The 15,965-nt window shown below is 58.5% G+C and carries 12 protein-coding genes and 1 tRNA gene; all 13 read right to left on the minus strand.

What is annotated here, in order from left to right:
* Nucleotides 1-30: 30 nt before the first annotated feature.
* Nucleotides 31-2,124 carry an elongation factor G gene (fusA, locus tag ACHHTY_RS10565; RefSeq protein WP_395494100.1) on the minus strand — a complete coding sequence of 698 codons (2,094 nt, stop codon included), beginning with the start codon at nucleotides 2,122-2,124 and terminating at the stop codon, nucleotides 31-33.
* A gap of 227 nt (nucleotides 2,125-2,351) precedes the next feature.
* On the minus strand, nucleotides 2,352-2,825 hold the full coding sequence (gene rpsG, locus ACHHTY_RS10570) for a 30S ribosomal protein S7 (RefSeq protein WP_395494101.1): 474 nt from the start codon (nucleotides 2,823-2,825) through the stop codon (nucleotides 2,352-2,354).
* 32 nt (nucleotides 2,826-2,857) lie between these two features.
* Nucleotides 2,858-3,229, minus strand: coding sequence for a 30S ribosomal protein S12 (gene rpsL, locus ACHHTY_RS10575; RefSeq protein ID WP_395494103.1), 372 nt, complete (start codon nucleotides 3,227-3,229; stop codon nucleotides 2,858-2,860).
* 310 nt (nucleotides 3,230-3,539) lie between these two features.
* Nucleotides 3,540-7,595, minus strand: a complete 4,056-nt coding sequence (gene rpoC, locus ACHHTY_RS10580; protein ID WP_395494104.1) for a DNA-directed RNA polymerase subunit beta' — start codon at nucleotides 7,593-7,595, stop codon at nucleotides 3,540-3,542.
* Between the two features lie 107 nt (nucleotides 7,596-7,702).
* Nucleotides 7,703-11,812, minus strand: a complete 4,110-nt coding sequence (gene rpoB, locus ACHHTY_RS10585) for a DNA-directed RNA polymerase subunit beta (RefSeq protein ID WP_395494106.1) — start codon at nucleotides 11,810-11,812, stop codon at nucleotides 7,703-7,705.
* Between the two features lie 196 nt (nucleotides 11,813-12,008).
* A complete protein-coding gene (gene rplL, locus ACHHTY_RS10590; RefSeq protein ID WP_395494107.1) occupies nucleotides 12,009-12,389 on the minus strand; it encodes a 50S ribosomal protein L7/L12 in 381 nt (126 codons plus the stop codon).
* 116 nt (nucleotides 12,390-12,505) lie between these two features.
* Nucleotides 12,506-13,033, minus strand: coding sequence for a 50S ribosomal protein L10 (gene rplJ, locus ACHHTY_RS10595; RefSeq protein ID WP_395494108.1), 528 nt, complete (start codon nucleotides 13,031-13,033; stop codon nucleotides 12,506-12,508).
* A 225-nt stretch (nucleotides 13,034-13,258) separates the two neighbouring features.
* Entirely contained in the window at nucleotides 13,259-13,966 is a 708-nt protein-coding gene (rplA, locus tag ACHHTY_RS10600) for a 50S ribosomal protein L1 (RefSeq protein WP_395494109.1), read from the minus strand.
* Nucleotides 13,967-14,015: 49 nt separating this feature from the next.
* Nucleotides 14,016-14,441 carry a 50S ribosomal protein L11 gene (gene rplK, locus ACHHTY_RS10605; protein ID WP_395494110.1) on the minus strand — a complete coding sequence of 142 codons (426 nt, stop codon included), beginning with the start codon at nucleotides 14,439-14,441 and terminating at the stop codon, nucleotides 14,016-14,018.
* A 211-nt stretch (nucleotides 14,442-14,652) separates the two neighbouring features.
* Complete coding sequence (gene nusG, locus ACHHTY_RS10610) at nucleotides 14,653-15,183, minus strand: transcription termination/antitermination protein NusG (protein WP_395494111.1); 531 nt, start codon at nucleotides 15,181-15,183, stop codon at nucleotides 14,653-14,655.
* Nucleotides 15,184-15,210: 27 nt separating this feature from the next.
* On the minus strand, nucleotides 15,211-15,453 hold the full coding sequence (gene secE / locus ACHHTY_RS10615; protein ID WP_395494112.1) for a preprotein translocase subunit SecE: 243 nt from the start codon (nucleotides 15,451-15,453) through the stop codon (nucleotides 15,211-15,213).
* Nucleotides 15,454-15,707: 254 nt separating this feature from the next.
* Nucleotides 15,708-15,784: transfer RNA gene (locus ACHHTY_RS10620), tRNA-Trp, on the minus strand.
* Between the two features lie 9 nt (nucleotides 15,785-15,793).
* A complete protein-coding gene (gene rpmG / locus ACHHTY_RS10625) occupies nucleotides 15,794-15,943 on the minus strand; it encodes a 50S ribosomal protein L33 (protein ID WP_395494114.1) in 150 nt (49 codons plus the stop codon).
* Nucleotides 15,944-15,965: the final 22 nt, after the last annotated feature.

Below are 15,965 nucleotides of genomic sequence, written 5' to 3' on the forward strand. Positions count from 1 at the left end.
TATTTTTATTCTTCGGCAAACATCAGTTATTCAAACCAAGCCCCGGACCCGCTTGATAATCTGCTGGGCAATATGTTCCGGCACCGCCTCGTAACGATAAAAATGCATGGTGTAACTGGCCCGGCCCTGGGTTGCCGACCTCAGATCGGTGGAATAACCGAACATCTCGGCCAGGGGCACCTGGGCCCGCAGCACTCTCAAGTCCCCGCTCAGGGCGTCATTGCCTATGATCGCCGCTCGCCGGCCATTTAGATCAGCGATGACCTCGCCCATGAAGCTCTCGGGCACGGTAACTTCCACCGCCATCACCGGTTCCAGCAAAATCGGCCCGGCATCGAGCATCCCCTGGCGGCAGGCCATGTTGGCCGCAACCCCGAAGGCCTGGGGAGTTGACTCGTCCTCATGGTAAGATCCATCTACCAGGGCAACCTCAAGGTCGATGACCGGAAAGCCAAGCAACGCCCCGGAAGTCATGCTGTCTTCCACCGACTTGGCGATGGCGGCGACCAGGGGGGCGGGAATCAGTTCTTCATTGATCCGGCTGTGAAAGGCAAAGCCCTCACCCCTTTCCCGGGGGCTGAACTCCAAGACCACGTGGGCGTATTGGGCCTTGCCCCCGGCGGTGGGATGTTCAAATTTAGCCTCGGAGCGGGCGAACCGGGAAATGCTTTCCTTGTACGCCACCTGAGGCCGGCCGACATTAACCCCTACCTTGAACTCCCGGCGCAGGCGATCGGTGATAATTTCCAGGTGGAGCTCACCCATGCCGGCGATAATGGTCTGTCCGGTATCAGGATCGGTCCGAACCCGGAAGGATGGATCCTCAATCCCGAGCCGGTTCAGGGTCGCCGCGAGTTTTTCCTCGTCGGCCTTGCCCTTGGGCTCGATGGCCACGCTGATCACCGGTTCCGGGAACTCCATGGTATCCAGGACGAAATAATCGCCCGATTCGCACAAGGTATCCCCGGTGGTGGTGAACTTGAGGCCTACCACGGCCCCGATCTCACCGGCATGCAATTCCTTGATCTCTTCGCGCTTGTTGGAGTGCATGCGCATCATCCGCCCAATTTTTTCCTGCTTGCGCTTGAGCGGGTTGTAAATCTTGCCGCCGACCCTCAGGATGCCGGAGTAAACCCGCACATAAGCCAGGTTGTCGACAAAAGGGTCCGAAGTGATCTTGAAGGCCAGGGCACAGAGTTTTTCCCGGTCTTCAGCCTGGCGGCTCCCTTCATTCCCCTCCTGGTCTACCCCGTGCACCGGGGGGACATCCAAAGGGGACGGCAAATAATCGATCACGGCGTCGAGCAGGGGCTGTACCCCTTTGTTCTTGAAGGCACTGCCGCACAGAACCGGCACCGCCTGCAAGCTAAGGGTGGCCGAGCGGATCGCACGATAAAGCTCGGCTGCCGTGAACGTCTGTTCGTTCAGGAATTTCTCCATGACCCCATCATCGAAGTCGGCCAACTTCTCGATCAGGGCCATACGTGCGGCCGTGGATTCTGCAATTAGGTCGGCAGGGATCGGTTCCTCGAGAACCTTGGCCCCCTGCGAGGCTTCATCGAAGAGCAGCATCTTCTCGCCAATGAGATCGATGACGCCCTGAAAATTCTCTTCCCGGCCCAGCGGCAACTGGGTCAGCAACGGCACTGTATTGAGCCGGGAGATCATCATCCGCAGGCAGCGCTCATGATCGGCACCGCTGCGATCCATCTTGTTGATAAAGGCGATCCGCGGGACCTTGTACTTGTCCGCTTGGCGCCATACCGTTTCCGACTGGGGCTCAACCCCGCCGACGGCACAGAAAACCGCCACCGCCCCGTCGAGAACCCGCAGGCAGCGCTCCACCTCGATGGTGAAATCCACATGCCCGGGGGTGTCAATTATATTGATCCGAAAGTCGCGCCAGTTACAGGTGGTGGCGGCAGAGGTGATGGTAATCCCCCGCTCCTGCTCCTGCTCCATCCAGTCCATGATGGCATTGCCGTCATGGACTTCACCCATCTTGTGCGAGCGGCCGGTATAAAAAAGTATCCGCTCGGTGGTGGTGGTCTTGCCGGCATCAATGTGGGCCATGATGCCTATGTTACGCAATCGCGATAAATCGTCCTCGCCAGCCACGACCATTCTCCTTCCTTACCCCAAGGGTACCGCAAAAAGGGGGTATTTAACTTGTCCGTCCCCGTTTGTCAACCAGGGAGTGAACCAGGAAGGAATTTCCCAATTTTTCAAAGCCATCGCATCAGGCTTGGAAACGCTCGGCCGGACCTCGGTTGCGCCCAGGCGGGCCCGGCAGAGCTGACAGTCCGGTAGCCGGGGCGGGCCATGCCGGCACGAAGCCGCCAGCCGCCATCTTACCAGCGATAATGGGCGAATGCCTTGTTGGCGTCGGCCATCCGGTGGGTATCCTCTTTCTTTTTAACCGCTGCTCCCCGGTTTTGAAAGGCATCGGCCAGCTCGGCGGCCAGCTTTTCCGCCATGGTCTTGCCGGGACGTTGCCGGGCATATGCAACCAGCCAACGCAAGGCCAGGGCGTTGCGCCGTTCGGGACGAACCTCCATGGGGACCTGATAGGTGGCGCCGCCTACCCGTCGGGATTTAACTTCAACCCGCGGCCGCACCTTATCCACGGCGCCTTCAAAAACTTCAATGGGGGTTGCTTCCTTGATCCTGGTTTCCAGCAGATCCATGGCATCGTAGAAAATGGCCCGGGCCGTGCTTTTTTTGCCCGCCAACATGATCCGGTTGATAAACTTGGAAACCACCACACTATTATAACGCGGGTCGGCGGTGATCGGTTTTTTGGCAACTACTCTGCGTCTCGGCATTCTAGCTTCTCCTCGCCATGAGGTGATTCAAATTACTTGGGTCGCTTGGCGCCGTACTTGGAACGCCCCTGCTTGCGGTTGGCCACTCCCAGGGTATCCAGGGTGCCACGCACGATATGATAACGAACACCGGGAAGGTCCTTAACCCGGCCGCCGCGAATCAGGACCACGGAATGCTCCTGAAGGTTATGGCCGATGCCGGGAATATAGGATGTCACCTCGATCCCGTTGGTCAAGCGCACCCTGGCCACCTTCCGCAACGCGGAGTTGGGCTTTTTCGGGGTGGTGGTATATACCCGGACACAGACCCCGCGCTTTTGCGGGCAGCCCTTCATGGCCGGGGTATTGGTTTTCTTGACCCTTTTCGTCCGGCCCTGGCGGACCAGCTGGTTGATTGTCGGCATTGCATGCAACTCCTGATTTTTTGCTCTCTGTTGCCCGACCGGCGGCCGGACAGCGGGAAAACGGAATTTGTACCCGAAGCCCACCGCCTTGTCAAGCAAATCTTAAGGCGAAGCCCCGGCCCCAAACCAACTATAGCCCATAGGGCGGCATCCAACTGACCGGAAACCGGTTTCCGCCCCTCAAGCGGTCAAATATCAGATCCCCTGGTAAAGGTTCGACAGTGCCGCAGGTTCGGGCAAGCAGCCCGCTCGGCTATACTTCAGTATGCCGAGTGGGCTGATCGCCCGAAAATGCGGTGCTGCCGGACCTTTACTCTTCGATGGCGTAGCGTTCGACGCCGGTCCCGGCCGGAATCAGCCGGCCCATGATGACGTTTTCCTTCAGCCCGTTCAGGAGATCGATCTTGCCCGCCATGGCGGCATTGGTCAGGACCTTGGTGGTCTCCTGGAAGGAAGCCGCGGAAATGAAGCTGTCAGTGGACAGCGAAGCCTTGGTCACTCCGAGCAGTACCGGTTCGGCGGTGGCCGGCCGGGCCCCTTCGGCCACCAATTTTTCATTCTCCTCGCTGAATCGCCACCACTCCACGTGTTCGCCGAGCATGAAGGTCGAGTCCCCGACGCTGGTGATCTGGACCCGCCGCAGCATCTGACGAACGATGACCTCGATGTGCTTGTCGTTGATCTTGACGCCTTGGAGCCGGTACACTTCCTGAACTTCGTTGACCAGGAACTTGGCCAGCTCCTTGACCCCCATTACCCGCAGAATATCGTTGGGATCGGGGGAACCGTCCATCAGGGCCTCGCCGGCCTTGACGTAATCGCCTTCATGGACGATGACGTGCTTGCCCTTGGGAATCAGGTATTCCTTGGGTTCACCCAGTTCGGGGGTGATGATTACCCGCTTCTTGCCCTTGAGATCCTTGCCGAAGCTGACCTGGCCGTCAATCTCGCTGATCACCGCATATTCCTTGGGCTTGCGAACCTCGAAAAGTTCGGCTACCCGGGGCAGACCACCGGTAATATCCTTGGTCTTGGTGGTTTCCCGGGGGATCTTGCCCAGAATGGTCCCGGGCAGAACCTCGTCGTCCTCCTTGGCCCCGATGATCGTACCCACCGGCAGCGAGTAACGGGCCGGGGTTCCGGTCTTGGGCAGCTTGGCGGTTTTGCCGGTTTCATCCTTAAGGGCAATCCGGGGATTGTACTGGCCGGCCCGGGACTGAATAATCACCGAGCTGGACTTGCCGGTAACCGGATCGACCCGCTCCTGCATGGTGACCCCTTCGATGATATCTCCGAACTTGATGGTCCCGCCGATTTCGTTGACGATGGGAATGGTGTAGGGATCCCAGTCGGCGAGCAGGGTATCGGCCTCAACCTCGACGCCCTCCTCAACATAAACCTGGGCCCCGTAGTTGATATGATAACGCTCGCGCTCCCGCCCCTTTACCCCGAGAATGGCGACTTCGCCGTTGCGGGTCATCACCACCAGGCGACCGGCGGCATTGCGGACCGTATGCAGATTGATGAACTTGACCGTGCCCCCGTGCCGGGTCCGGACCTCGGCCTGCTCGGCGGCCCGGCTGGCGGTACCGCCGATATGGAAGGTCCGCATTGTCAGCTGGGTGCCGGGTTCCCCGATGGACTGGGCCGCGATGATCCCCACCGCTTCCCCGATATTGACCATGTGGCCGCGGCCCAGATCACGCCCGTAGCAGAGGCTGCAAACCCCGCGCTGGGATTTGCAGGTCAGCACCGAACGAATCTGGACCCGGTCCATGCCGGCCTCATCGATCCGGGCCACCCGGTCCTCGGTGATTTCCTCGTTGGCTTCCACCAGAACCTCGCCGGTGTAGGGATCGATGATATCATCCAGGGCCACCCGGCCCAAAATCCGGTCACCCACCGGCTGGATCACCTCGCCACCTTCAACCAGGGCCTCGATGACGATCCCGTCGAGGGTTCCGCAGTCCCGTTCGATGATCGTGGCATCCTGGGCCACGTCCACCAGGCGGCGGGTAAGATAACCCGAGTTGGCGGTTTTGAGAGCGGTGTCGGCCAGACCCTTGCGGGCGCCGTGGGTGGAGGTAAAGTATTCAAGGACCGACAGACCCTCGCGGAAGTTGGCCTTGATCGGGGTCTCGATGATCGCGCCCGAGGGCTTGGCCATCAGGCCGCGCATCCCGGCCAGCTGCTTAATCTGGTCGCGGCTGCCCCGGGCGCCGGAATCGGCCATGATGAAGATCGAGTTAAAGCTGGGCTGTTCCACCAGCTTCTTGTTTTTGTCCCGCAAGTACTCGACCTTCATTTCATCCATCATGTCGTTGGCTACCTTGTCGGTGGCCCGGGACCAGATATCGACGACCTTGTTGTATTTTTCCCCGGGGGTAATCAAGCCGTCGCGGTACTGCTGGTCGACGTCCAGCACCTGAGCTTCGGCCTTGTCGAGGATTTCATCCTTGCTCACCGGAATCTTCATGTCGTTGAGGCAGATGGAAATCGCCGCCCGGGTCGAATATTCATAGCCCATGTCCTTGAGCCGATCAGCCAGGATAACCGTGGACTTGGTGCCGGAATGACGGTAGGAATAATCGATTATCTTGGCCAATTGCTTCTTGCCCAGCACCTTGTTGATCTGGGAGAAGGGCAACCCGGCAGGCAGCAGTTCGCCCACCAGGATCCGGCCAGGGGTGGTTTCCACCATCTCGCCGTCGATCCGGACCTTGATCCGGGCCTGGAGATGGACCTCGCCGAAATCGTAGGCCAGCCGCACTTCCCGCGGGGAACTGAAGCATTTGCCCTCGCCCAGGGCGAAAAAACGCTCCCGGGTCAGATAGTAGAGCCCGAGCACAATATCCTGGGAGGGGATGATGATCGGTTCGCCGTTGGCCGGGGAGAGGATGTTGTTGGTGGACATCATCAACACCCGGGCCTCCATCTGGGCTTCCACCGTCAAGGGCACATGGACCGCCATCTGGTCCCCGTCGAAGTCGGCATTGAAGGCGGTGCAGACCAGGGGATGGAGCTGAATGGCCTTGCCCTCCACCAGGGTCGGCTCAAAAGCCTGCATCCCGAGGCGATGGAGGGTGGGGGCCCGGTTGAGAATCACCGGGTATTCGCTGACCACCTCGTCCAGCACGTCCCAGACTTCCTTGGTCCCCTTCTCCACCATTTTGCGGGCACTCTTAATGGTGGTAACCAGCCCCTTGGCCTCGAGGCGGTTGTAAATAAAGGGTTTGAAGAGCTCCAGGGCCATCTTCTTGGGCAGGCCGCACTGGTGCAGGCGCAGGTGGGGACCGACCACGATGACGCTGCGGCCCGAGTAGTCCACCCGTTTACCGAGCAGGTTCTGGCGAAAACGGCCCTGCTTGCCCTTGAGCATATCGGAAAGCGACTTCAGGGGCCGCTTGTTGGGACCGGTGATCACCTTGCCCCGGCGGCCGTTGTCGAAGAGCACGTCCACCGCCTCCTGCAGCATCCGTTTTTCGTTGCGGATGATGATCTCGGGGGCATCCAGCTCCAAGAGCCTTTTGAGACGGTTGTTGCGGTTGATCACCCGGCGATAGAGATCATTGAGATCGGAGGTGGCAAAACGGCCGCCTTCCAGGGGCACCAAAGGGCGCAGGTCGGGGGGCAGGACCGGGATAACCTCCAGGATCATCCACTCGGGCCGGTTGCCCGACTCGAGAAAGGCTTCGGTGACGTTAAGGCGCTTGGCCAGTTTCTTGCGCTTGGCCTCGGAACCGGTTTCCCGCATTTCCTGGCGCAGCTGGGTGGAAAGGGCGGCGAGATCGATGGCCGCAAGCATTTCCCGGATGGCCGCCGCTCCTATCCCGACCTTGAACTGGTCGGGGAAGGCTTCGCGGGCCTGGCGGTAATCCTCCTCGCTGAGCAGGCTGCCCGGGGTAATGGATGCTTCAGAAGATTCGGTGACCACGTAGGAATCAAAGTAGAGCACCTTTTCCAGTTCCTTCAGGGTCATGTCCAGCAGGTTACCGATCTTGCTGGGCAGGCTTTTGAGAAACCAGATATGGGCCACCGGGGCGGCCAACTGGATATGGCCGAGCCGTTCGCGCCGCACCTTGGACTGGATGACTTCGACCCCGCATTTCTCGCACACCACCCCGCGGTGCTTCATCCGCTTGTACTTGCCGCAATTGCACTCGTAATCCTTGACCGGGCCGAAAATCTTGGCGCAGAACAGCCCGTCGCGCTCCGGTTTGAAGGTCCGGTAGTTGATGGTTTCCGGCTTCTTGACCTCGCCATGAGACCAGTCCCGAATCTTGTCCGGGGAGGCGATGGCGATGCGGACGGCTTTGAATTTTGTCGTAGATTTCGGTTTGGCGAAAAAGCTGAAAAGTTCTTCCACGGCAACACCTTTATATAAGGTTCTCGGTTTCCGTTAAACGGTTTCCGATGGTCAACATCCTGCAGATCTATTTGGTCCGCCGGTAACAACGGCGGCCGGACGCTGGGCTATTTTTCCTTTTCCCTGACCGGCAAGTCATCGAGCAGTTCCATGTCCAGACAGAGACCTTGCAGTTCCTTGACCAGGACGTGGAAGGATTCGGGCAGGCCAGCCTCGAGGAAGTTGTTGCCCTTGACGATCCGTTCGTACATCCTGGTCCGGCCCCCGACATCATCGGACTTGACGGTGAGGAATTCCTGCAGGGTATAGGCGGCGCCATAAGCCTCCATGGCCCAGACTTCCATCTCGCCGAGACGCTGGCCGCCGAATTGGGCCTTACCGCCCAGGGGCTGCTGGGTGACCAGCGAGTACGGTCCGGTGGAACGGGCATGTATCTTGTCGTCGACCAGGTGGTGGAGCTTGAGCATGTACATGGTGCCGACGGTCACCTTGTTGTCGAACTTTTCCCCGCTCAAGCCATCATAAAGGTCGATCTGGCCAATCTCATCCAGGCCCGCCTCCACCAGCAGGCGGCGGATTTCCCCTTCCTGGGCTCCATCGAAAACCGGCGAGGCCATGTGCAAGCCATTGCCCAGGCGGGAGGCCAATTCCAGCAGGTCGTCGTCGGCAAGGCCGGCCACCAGGCGCTCGTATTCCTCCTTGCTGTAAACCGCGGCCAGCTTCTTTTTGACCGCGGCCAGATCCCGGGCTGCCGCCATGCTCTGGACCTGCTCGCCCAGCTTCTTGGCGGCCAGGCCCAGGTGAATCTCCAGCAGCTGGCCGACGTTCATCCGGGAGGGAACCCCCAAAGGATTAAGAACAATATCAACCGTGGTGCCGTCGGCAAAATAAGGCATATCCTCTTCCGGCAGGATGCGGGAAACCACACCCTTGTTGCCGTGCCGGCCGGCCATCTTGTCGCCCACCGCCAGCTTGCGCTTGATGGCCACGTAAACCTTGACCATCCGGATTACCCCCGGCGGCAGGTCGTCGCCTTTCTGCAGGCGGGAAATCCTGGCCTCGTAACGGTCGCGCACCATCTTGACCTGGCTGTCATGGCGATCAAAAATGAGATTGATCTCCTCTTCCAGCCGCTCCCGGTCCGCGTAATCCAGTTTTTTGATCTCGGAAGGCGAAAGTTTATCCAGCAGGGCCCGGGTGATCTTCTTGCCCTTGGCCAGCAGTTCACCCTTCTTGCCCTTAACCTCGCCTTTCACCACTTTGCCTTCCAGCAGATCGCCGAGACTGTTGCGCACGCTCTTGGCCAGCAGGGCCAGTTCATCCTCGAGATCCCGCTGCAGGGTCTTGATCTCGGCTTCCTCGATGGCCAGGGCCCGCTCGTCCTTCTCCACCCCTTTGCGGGAAAAGACCTTGGCATCAACCACCACCCCTTCAACGCCGGGTGGAACCCGCAGCGAGGTGTCCTTGACATCGCCGGCCTTCTCGCCGAAGATGGCCCGCAGCAGTTTTTCTTCCGGCGAGAGCTGGGTTTCCCCCTTGGGGGTGATCTTGCCCACCATGATATCGCCGGCCTTGATCTCGGCCCCGATGCGAATTATTCCCGACTCGTCGAGGTTGCGCAGCGCCTCTTCGCTGACGTTGGGAATATCACGGGTGACCTCTTCCTTGCCCAGCTTGGTGTCCCGGGCCACCGTTTCAAAAACCTCGATATGGAGCGAGGTGTAAGTGTCCTTTTTAAGCAGGCGCTCGTTGACCAGGATCGAATCCTCGTAGTTGTAGCCCCGCCAGGGCATGAAGGCGACGGTGACGTTCTTGCCCACCGCCAGCTCGCCCCGGTCGCAGGCCGGACCGTCGGCCAGAATATCGCCCGCCTTGACCCGCAGCCCGGGCTCCACCAGCGGCCGCTGGGTAAAGCAGGTATTCTGGTTCGATTTTTTATATTTCTCCAGGCGGTAGATCCCGATCCCGGTGGTGAATCCGTCGGTGCCGGGCTGGTCATAGCGGACCACGATCCGGTTGGCATCCACTTCCTCGATCAACCCGTCCCCGCCGGCCAGCAGACACACCCCTGAATCCTTGCCCACCGCCTCTTCCAGGCCGGTGCCGATCAACGGCGCTTCGGAACGGAGGAGGGGAACTCCCTGGCGCTGCATGTTGGACCCCATCAAGGCCCGGTTGGCGTCGTCGTTTTCCAGGAAAGGGACCAGGGAAGCGGCCACGCTGACCAGCTGGTTGGGCGACACATCCATGTGGGTCACCTCGTCGGTGGGACTGATCATAACCTCGCCGTCGTGGCGGGCGATCAGGGTCTCGCCGGCGATTTTGCCCTTTTTGTCGAGCTCGGTACGGGCCGGGGCGATCACCTTGTTTTCCTCATCCAGAGCCGTCATGTAGACGATTTCATCCGTCAACTTGCGATTCTCCACCTTGCGGTAGGGGGTTTCGATGAAACCATATTCATTGACGCGGGCAAAAGAGGCCAGCGACACGATAAGGCCGATGTTGGGGCCTTCCGGGGTTTCAACCGGGCAGATCCGGCCGTAATGGGTCGGATGAACGTCACGCACCTCGAAACCGGCCCGCTCACGGGAAAGTCCGCCCGGCCCCAGGGCCGAAAGGCGGCGCTTATGGGTAACCTCGGAGAGCGGGTTGGTCTGGTCCATGAACTGGGAGAGCTGGCTGGTGCCGAAAAACTCCTTGATCGCCGCGGTGATCGGCTTGGGATTGATCAGATCGTGGGGCATCAGGGTTTCCACTTCCTGGAGACTCATCCGCTCTTTGATCGCCCTCTCCATCCGGACCAGGCCCATCCGGTACTGGTTCTCCACCAGTTCACCCACGGTGCGAACCCGCCGGTTGCCCAGGTGGTCGATATCGTCGATGGGACCCTGGGCATCCTTGAGCCGGGCCAGGTGGCGGACCGCCAGCATGATGTCCTCAACGGTCAAGGTCCGGATGCTGATATCGGTATCGAGGCCGAGACGGGCGTTGATCTTGAAGCGACCTACCACCGAAAGATCGTAAAGTTCTGGATTGAAAAAAAGATTATTGAAAAAGCTTCCCGCCACTTCGGGGGTGGGGGGGCTGCTGGGCCGCAGACGACGATAAATTTCAATCAACGCATCTTCACGGCTTTCCACCCGATCCAGCATCAGGGTCTTGCGGAAGGCATCGGAAACCTTGATGCCGTCGATCAGCAGGATCTCGAATTCCTTGACCTTGGCGGCGGCAATCTCCTCCAGCAGGGTCTCGGTAAGCTCGTTGTTGACCGGCACCATGACCTCGCCGGTTTCAGGATTGACGATCGCCCCGGCGGTAATCTTGCCCACCAGATCGGCCGGATCAACCTCAACCCCCTCGATGCCGGCGGCCACAATTTTCTGAGCCAGGGCCTTGCCCACCTTGCGGCCCTTGCGGGCCAGAATCTCGCCGTCGGCGGGGTTGACCAGGTCGTGGGACAGGCGTTGGCCCACCATGGTTTCGGGATCGAAATTTTTCTTGAATTTCTTCCGGCTCAGGGAAATCCGTTCAGTCTGATAAAAATAGCGCAGGAGATCCTCGCTGCCGTAGCCCAAAGCCTTAAGCAGGGTGGTCACCGGGAATTTGCGGCGGCGGTCGATCCGCACGTAGAGAATATCCTTGGCGTCGAACTCTAAATCGATCCAGGAGCCCCGCACCGGGATAATCCGGGCGGAGTAAAGCAATTTGCCGCCGGCGTGGGTTTTGCCGCCGTCATGACTGTAGAAAAGGCCCGGCGAGCGCTGCAACTGACTGACGATTACCCTTTCGGTGCCGTTGATCACGAAAACCCCGGCCTTGGTCATCAAGGGAATGCTGCCGAGATAGACGGACTGCTCCTTGATGTCCCGAATGCTCTGCGCGCCGCTGTCGGGATCGGTGTCGTAGGTGACCAGGCGTACCGTCATCTTGACCGGGACCTCGTAGCTCATCCCCCGCTGGATACATTCATCCACCGTATATTTGGGCTCGCCGAAGTTGTAATTGACAAACTCGAGAGAGCAGGCCCCGTTGAAATCCTTAATCGGGAACACACTTTTGAAAATCCCCTGCAGGCCTTCATCCCGGCGCTGGTCAGGAGGGGTTTCCATCTGCAGAAACTTCTCAAAAGAGCGGCTCTGCATCTCAATAAGGTGGGGTTTTTCAACAATCGCCTTGGTCTTGGCAAAACTCTTGCGGAGTCGTCTGATCGTCTGCATTCAGCAATACCCTCGTCAGTTATCAGAAAAAATTAGCGAGATCGCCCCTGCGCAGGCGCGCAGAAAAAAGCCGTCGGGACTTCTTTCTGGCTAATGAGAAAGGGAAAACGCAGCAACGCCACGGGGCGAAACGCTCCGTAGCGTTGCTGCTGGTTCAGGCAAATTGACCCGCCACAGCGGGCTGGAAAACCGAAATCTACTTGATCTCCACGACGCCGCCGGCCGCTTCGATTTTCTTTTTGATGTCTTCGGCCTCATCCTTGGAAACTCCTTCCTTGATGGGCTTCGGGGCGCCCTCCACCAGATCCTTGGCCTCTTTGAGCCCCAAGGAGGTGATGGCGCGGACTTCCTTGATGACGCCGATTTTCTTGTCGCCGGCAGAGGTCAGAATAACGTCAAATTCGGTCTTCTCCTCGGCAGGGGCACCGGCCTCGGCGGCAGGACCGGCGGCGGCAACGGCCACCGGGGCGGCGGCGGAAACACCAAACTTCTCCTCGAGTTCCTTGATCAGTTCGGAAAGCTCGAGAACGCTCATATTGGAAATAAATTCAACAACATCATCCTTGGTTACGGCCATGACTGTAATCCTCCTGAAATATCTTTAAATATGAAATTCTCATTGATTTTTGGGGCCCTCCCAAAACCAGCCGGACTCTGCCGACTCTCGCCGGCCTTGCTGCTGGGGGCCTGTCGTTAATTGGTGGCCTGTTCTTTCTGATCCTTGATGGCCTGAAGCAGGTATACCGCCTTCTGCGGAACGCCGTTGAGCACTCGCACAAAACCGGTGGGAACGGCCAGCATCAGGCCCAGCAGCTGCGCCCTCAGCTCGTTGATCCCCGGCAGCTTGGACAGAGAGACCAGGTCTTCGGCATTGAGCAGCTTGCCGTCCAGCACGGCGGACTTGATCACCAACTTGGGGTTGTCCTTGGCGAACTTGACCAAAACCTTGGCCGGAGCCACGGGATCGAGTTCAGTCAAGGTCAGGGCGGTGTTGCCCTGCAGCTGCTCGCTCAGGGGTTCAAAGGGGGTCCCCTGAATAGCCCGGCGCAGCAAGGTGTTTTTGGCCACCTTGATTTCGGCCGCAATGCCGCGGAGCTGCCCGCGCAGATCCTGCAGCGAGCTTACGGTCATCCCCCGGTAGTCGGTGAGAACCGCCAGTTTGGCCTTGGCAAACTTGGCGCTCAACTCCTGCACTACCTCAGCTTTATCCTCTCGTTTCAAATTATCAACCTCCTTTATTCATGCATTGGTTAGCAGCCAAAAGCAGTCGAGATCGATAGCAACAGACAGGATTGACAGAACACGGCGGACACCGTTGTATGTCTATTATTTGTCCATCTCGGCAGGCCGTCCCCTCTAAGAGAGGGCGCTTAAATCATCCCGATACCTGCTGTCTTCGACGACCGAACTGCCCACTTAACAAAAATTTACCGCCTCAGGACTTACTCACGAAGCTCCGATTCCTCGCACCGCCAGGGGGTCCAATTTGAACCCCGGCCCCATGGTGGTGGAAATACTCACTCCCCGCAGGTAAACACCCTTGCTGGAGGCGGGTTTAAGCTGAATGATCTTGTCGACAAAGGCCATGATGTTTTCGCCCAGCTTTTCCGGGCCGAAGGAGGCCTTGCCCACCATGGCGTGGAGAACACCGGCCTTGTCCACCTTGAAATCGATTTTGCCGGCCTTCATCTCCCCAACCACCCGGGCGACATCAAAGGTAACCGTGCCCAGCTTGGCGTTGGGCATCAGATTGCGGGGCCCCAGGATCCGGCCGATCTTGCCCACCACCCCCATCATGTCCGGGGTAGCGATGGTTTTGTCGAAATCGAGCCATCCACCCTGAATTTTCTCGACATACTCATCGGAGCCGGCATAATCGGCCCCGGCGTCCAAAGCCTCCTGCGCTTTCTCGCCTTTGGCAAAAACCAGGATGCGGGCGGTTTTGCCGGTACCATGGGGCAGAACCATGCTGCTGCGGACCATCTGGTCCGCGTGCCGGGGGTCAACGCCCAATCGCAGGGCAATATCGACCGACTCATCAAACTTGGCGTACCGGGCTTTGAGCATCAGCTCCAGGGCTTCATCAAGCCGGTAAAGCTTGGTGGTTTCAAGCAACTCTGAACTCTTTTTATAATTCTTTCCTCTATAAGCCATGACTTTACTCCATCGCTGTCTGGGTGCGTAAGTTAAATGCGGATAAGATTCAATCAACCACGGTGATACCGCAACTTCTGGCCGTGCCTTCAATGATGGCCATGGCTTTGTCGATATCGTAGCAGTTGAGATCCGGCATTTTCTTTTCAGCAATTTCCCGGATTTTGTCACGGCCGATCTTGGCAACCCGTTCCCGCTTGGGATGACTGGATCCCTTTTTCAAATTGAGCGCTTTGAATAACAGGGTCGAGGCCGGAGGGGTTTTGGTGATAAAGGTGAAAGATTTGTCGGCAAAGACCGTAATTACCACCGGAATGATGGTATCTCCTTCAGCCTGGGTTCTGGCATTGAAGGCCTTGCAGAATTCCATGATATTGACCCCGTGCTGACCGAGAGCCGGTCCCACGGGCGGCGAGGGATTGGCCTTGCCGGCGGGAATCTGCAACTTGATGTATCCCTGAATTTTTTTTGCCATAATGCTGCACTCCTTGCCCGCGTTAAACGCGGTTATTAATGTTGGGTCTAAGCGCCCGCCCGACAACGGCGGGCTCCCCTCTGCAAACAATCAGCGGACTTACCAGCTGCCCCGCTGCCGGAACGGTCCCTGTTAAGGAATCCGCCGGTCGGACAGCAAGCGGCTTTCGGCGAGTCGGCAATCGCTTACAATCAGGCGCACCGGCAAACGGTCAGCCCTTGGAAACCTGGATATATTCCAGTTCGACCGGCGTCTCCCGGCCGAAAATCGACACCCGGACCCGAACCCGGCCCTTTTCGGGAAAAACCTCGTCGACAACGCCCTGGAAATTGGCAAATGGTCCGTCGACCACCCGCACCTGGTCACCCTCTTCGAAGGAAACTTTGGGTTTGGGCTTGAGGGCGCCATCCTGAATCCGGCCGATGATTTTCATCGCATCTTCGTCGGCCAGAGGCTCAGGGCTGAGGTCATTGCCGACAAAACCGGTTACCTTGGGAGTGCCCCGCACCGTATGCCAGGTTTCATCATTGAGGTCGACATTGACCAGGATATAACCAGGGAAAAACTTGCGGGAGGAAGTTTTCTTGGCTCCCTTGACCATTTCGACAACCTGCTCGGTGGGCACCAGAATCTCGCCGAAGAATTCTTCCTGGCCGGCGTTTTTTACCCGCTCCTGCAAGGCTGCTTTCACCTGTTCCTCAAAACCGGAATAGGTATGCAGTATGTACCAGCGTCGTGCCATGAAAACCCTCTGCTTACGCGGCTTAGCTCAGCGCAGAATTGCTCCGACTATTTTTCCCAGCACCAAATCAATGGAGCCGAGATAAATGGCGACCAGAATAACCAGAGCCACCACCACGGTGGTTGACATGATCGTCTGCTTCTTGGCCGGCCAGACCACCTTGCCGAACTCCTGGCGGACCTCGACCACAAATTGTTTCAACCGGGCCCACCGGGCGGCCAGGCTTTCATCCTGACCTTCGCCCTTGTTTTGCTCCGCCTTAACCGCCATAGCTGAAATCACTCCAATACTTTTCTCGGAACCATCACCGTGGCCGCTTAAGTGCAGATGCGCCGTTCCCCGGCCGGACAAATCCGGCGTCAAAACAAACTTCGCCCTTTATCCGCGAGATCAAGAGCGAAGTCAAACTGAACTAATATGATCAGCGGGGGCCGCCACATCGCCAACTGCTGTTCCGTTATCGTCGCCTGCGGCGGATCAGGGGTGCGCCATCTGCTGCCCGCCGGGCAAAAGCGAAAAAAATCTGGCAGGCCAGGAGGGATTCGAACCCCCAGCCCTCGGATTTGGAGTCCGATGCTCTACCAATTAGAGCTACTGGCCTATCCTTTTACTACTTGGTCTCCTTGTGCGGGGTATGAGACCGGCAAAAGGGACAGTACTTTTTAAACTCCAACTTGCTGGGGGTTTTGCGTTTATTCTTGGTGGTGGTGTAGTTGCGCCGTTTGCAGGTACCACATCCCAAGGTAACTATATCTCGCATGGTCTTCTATCCTTGGTCACGC

The sequence above is a fragment of the Desulfurivibrio nitratireducens genome (genome assembly GCF_044068515.1).
GTDB lineage: Bacteria > Desulfobacterota > Desulfobulbia > Desulfobulbales > Desulfurivibrionaceae > Desulfurivibrio.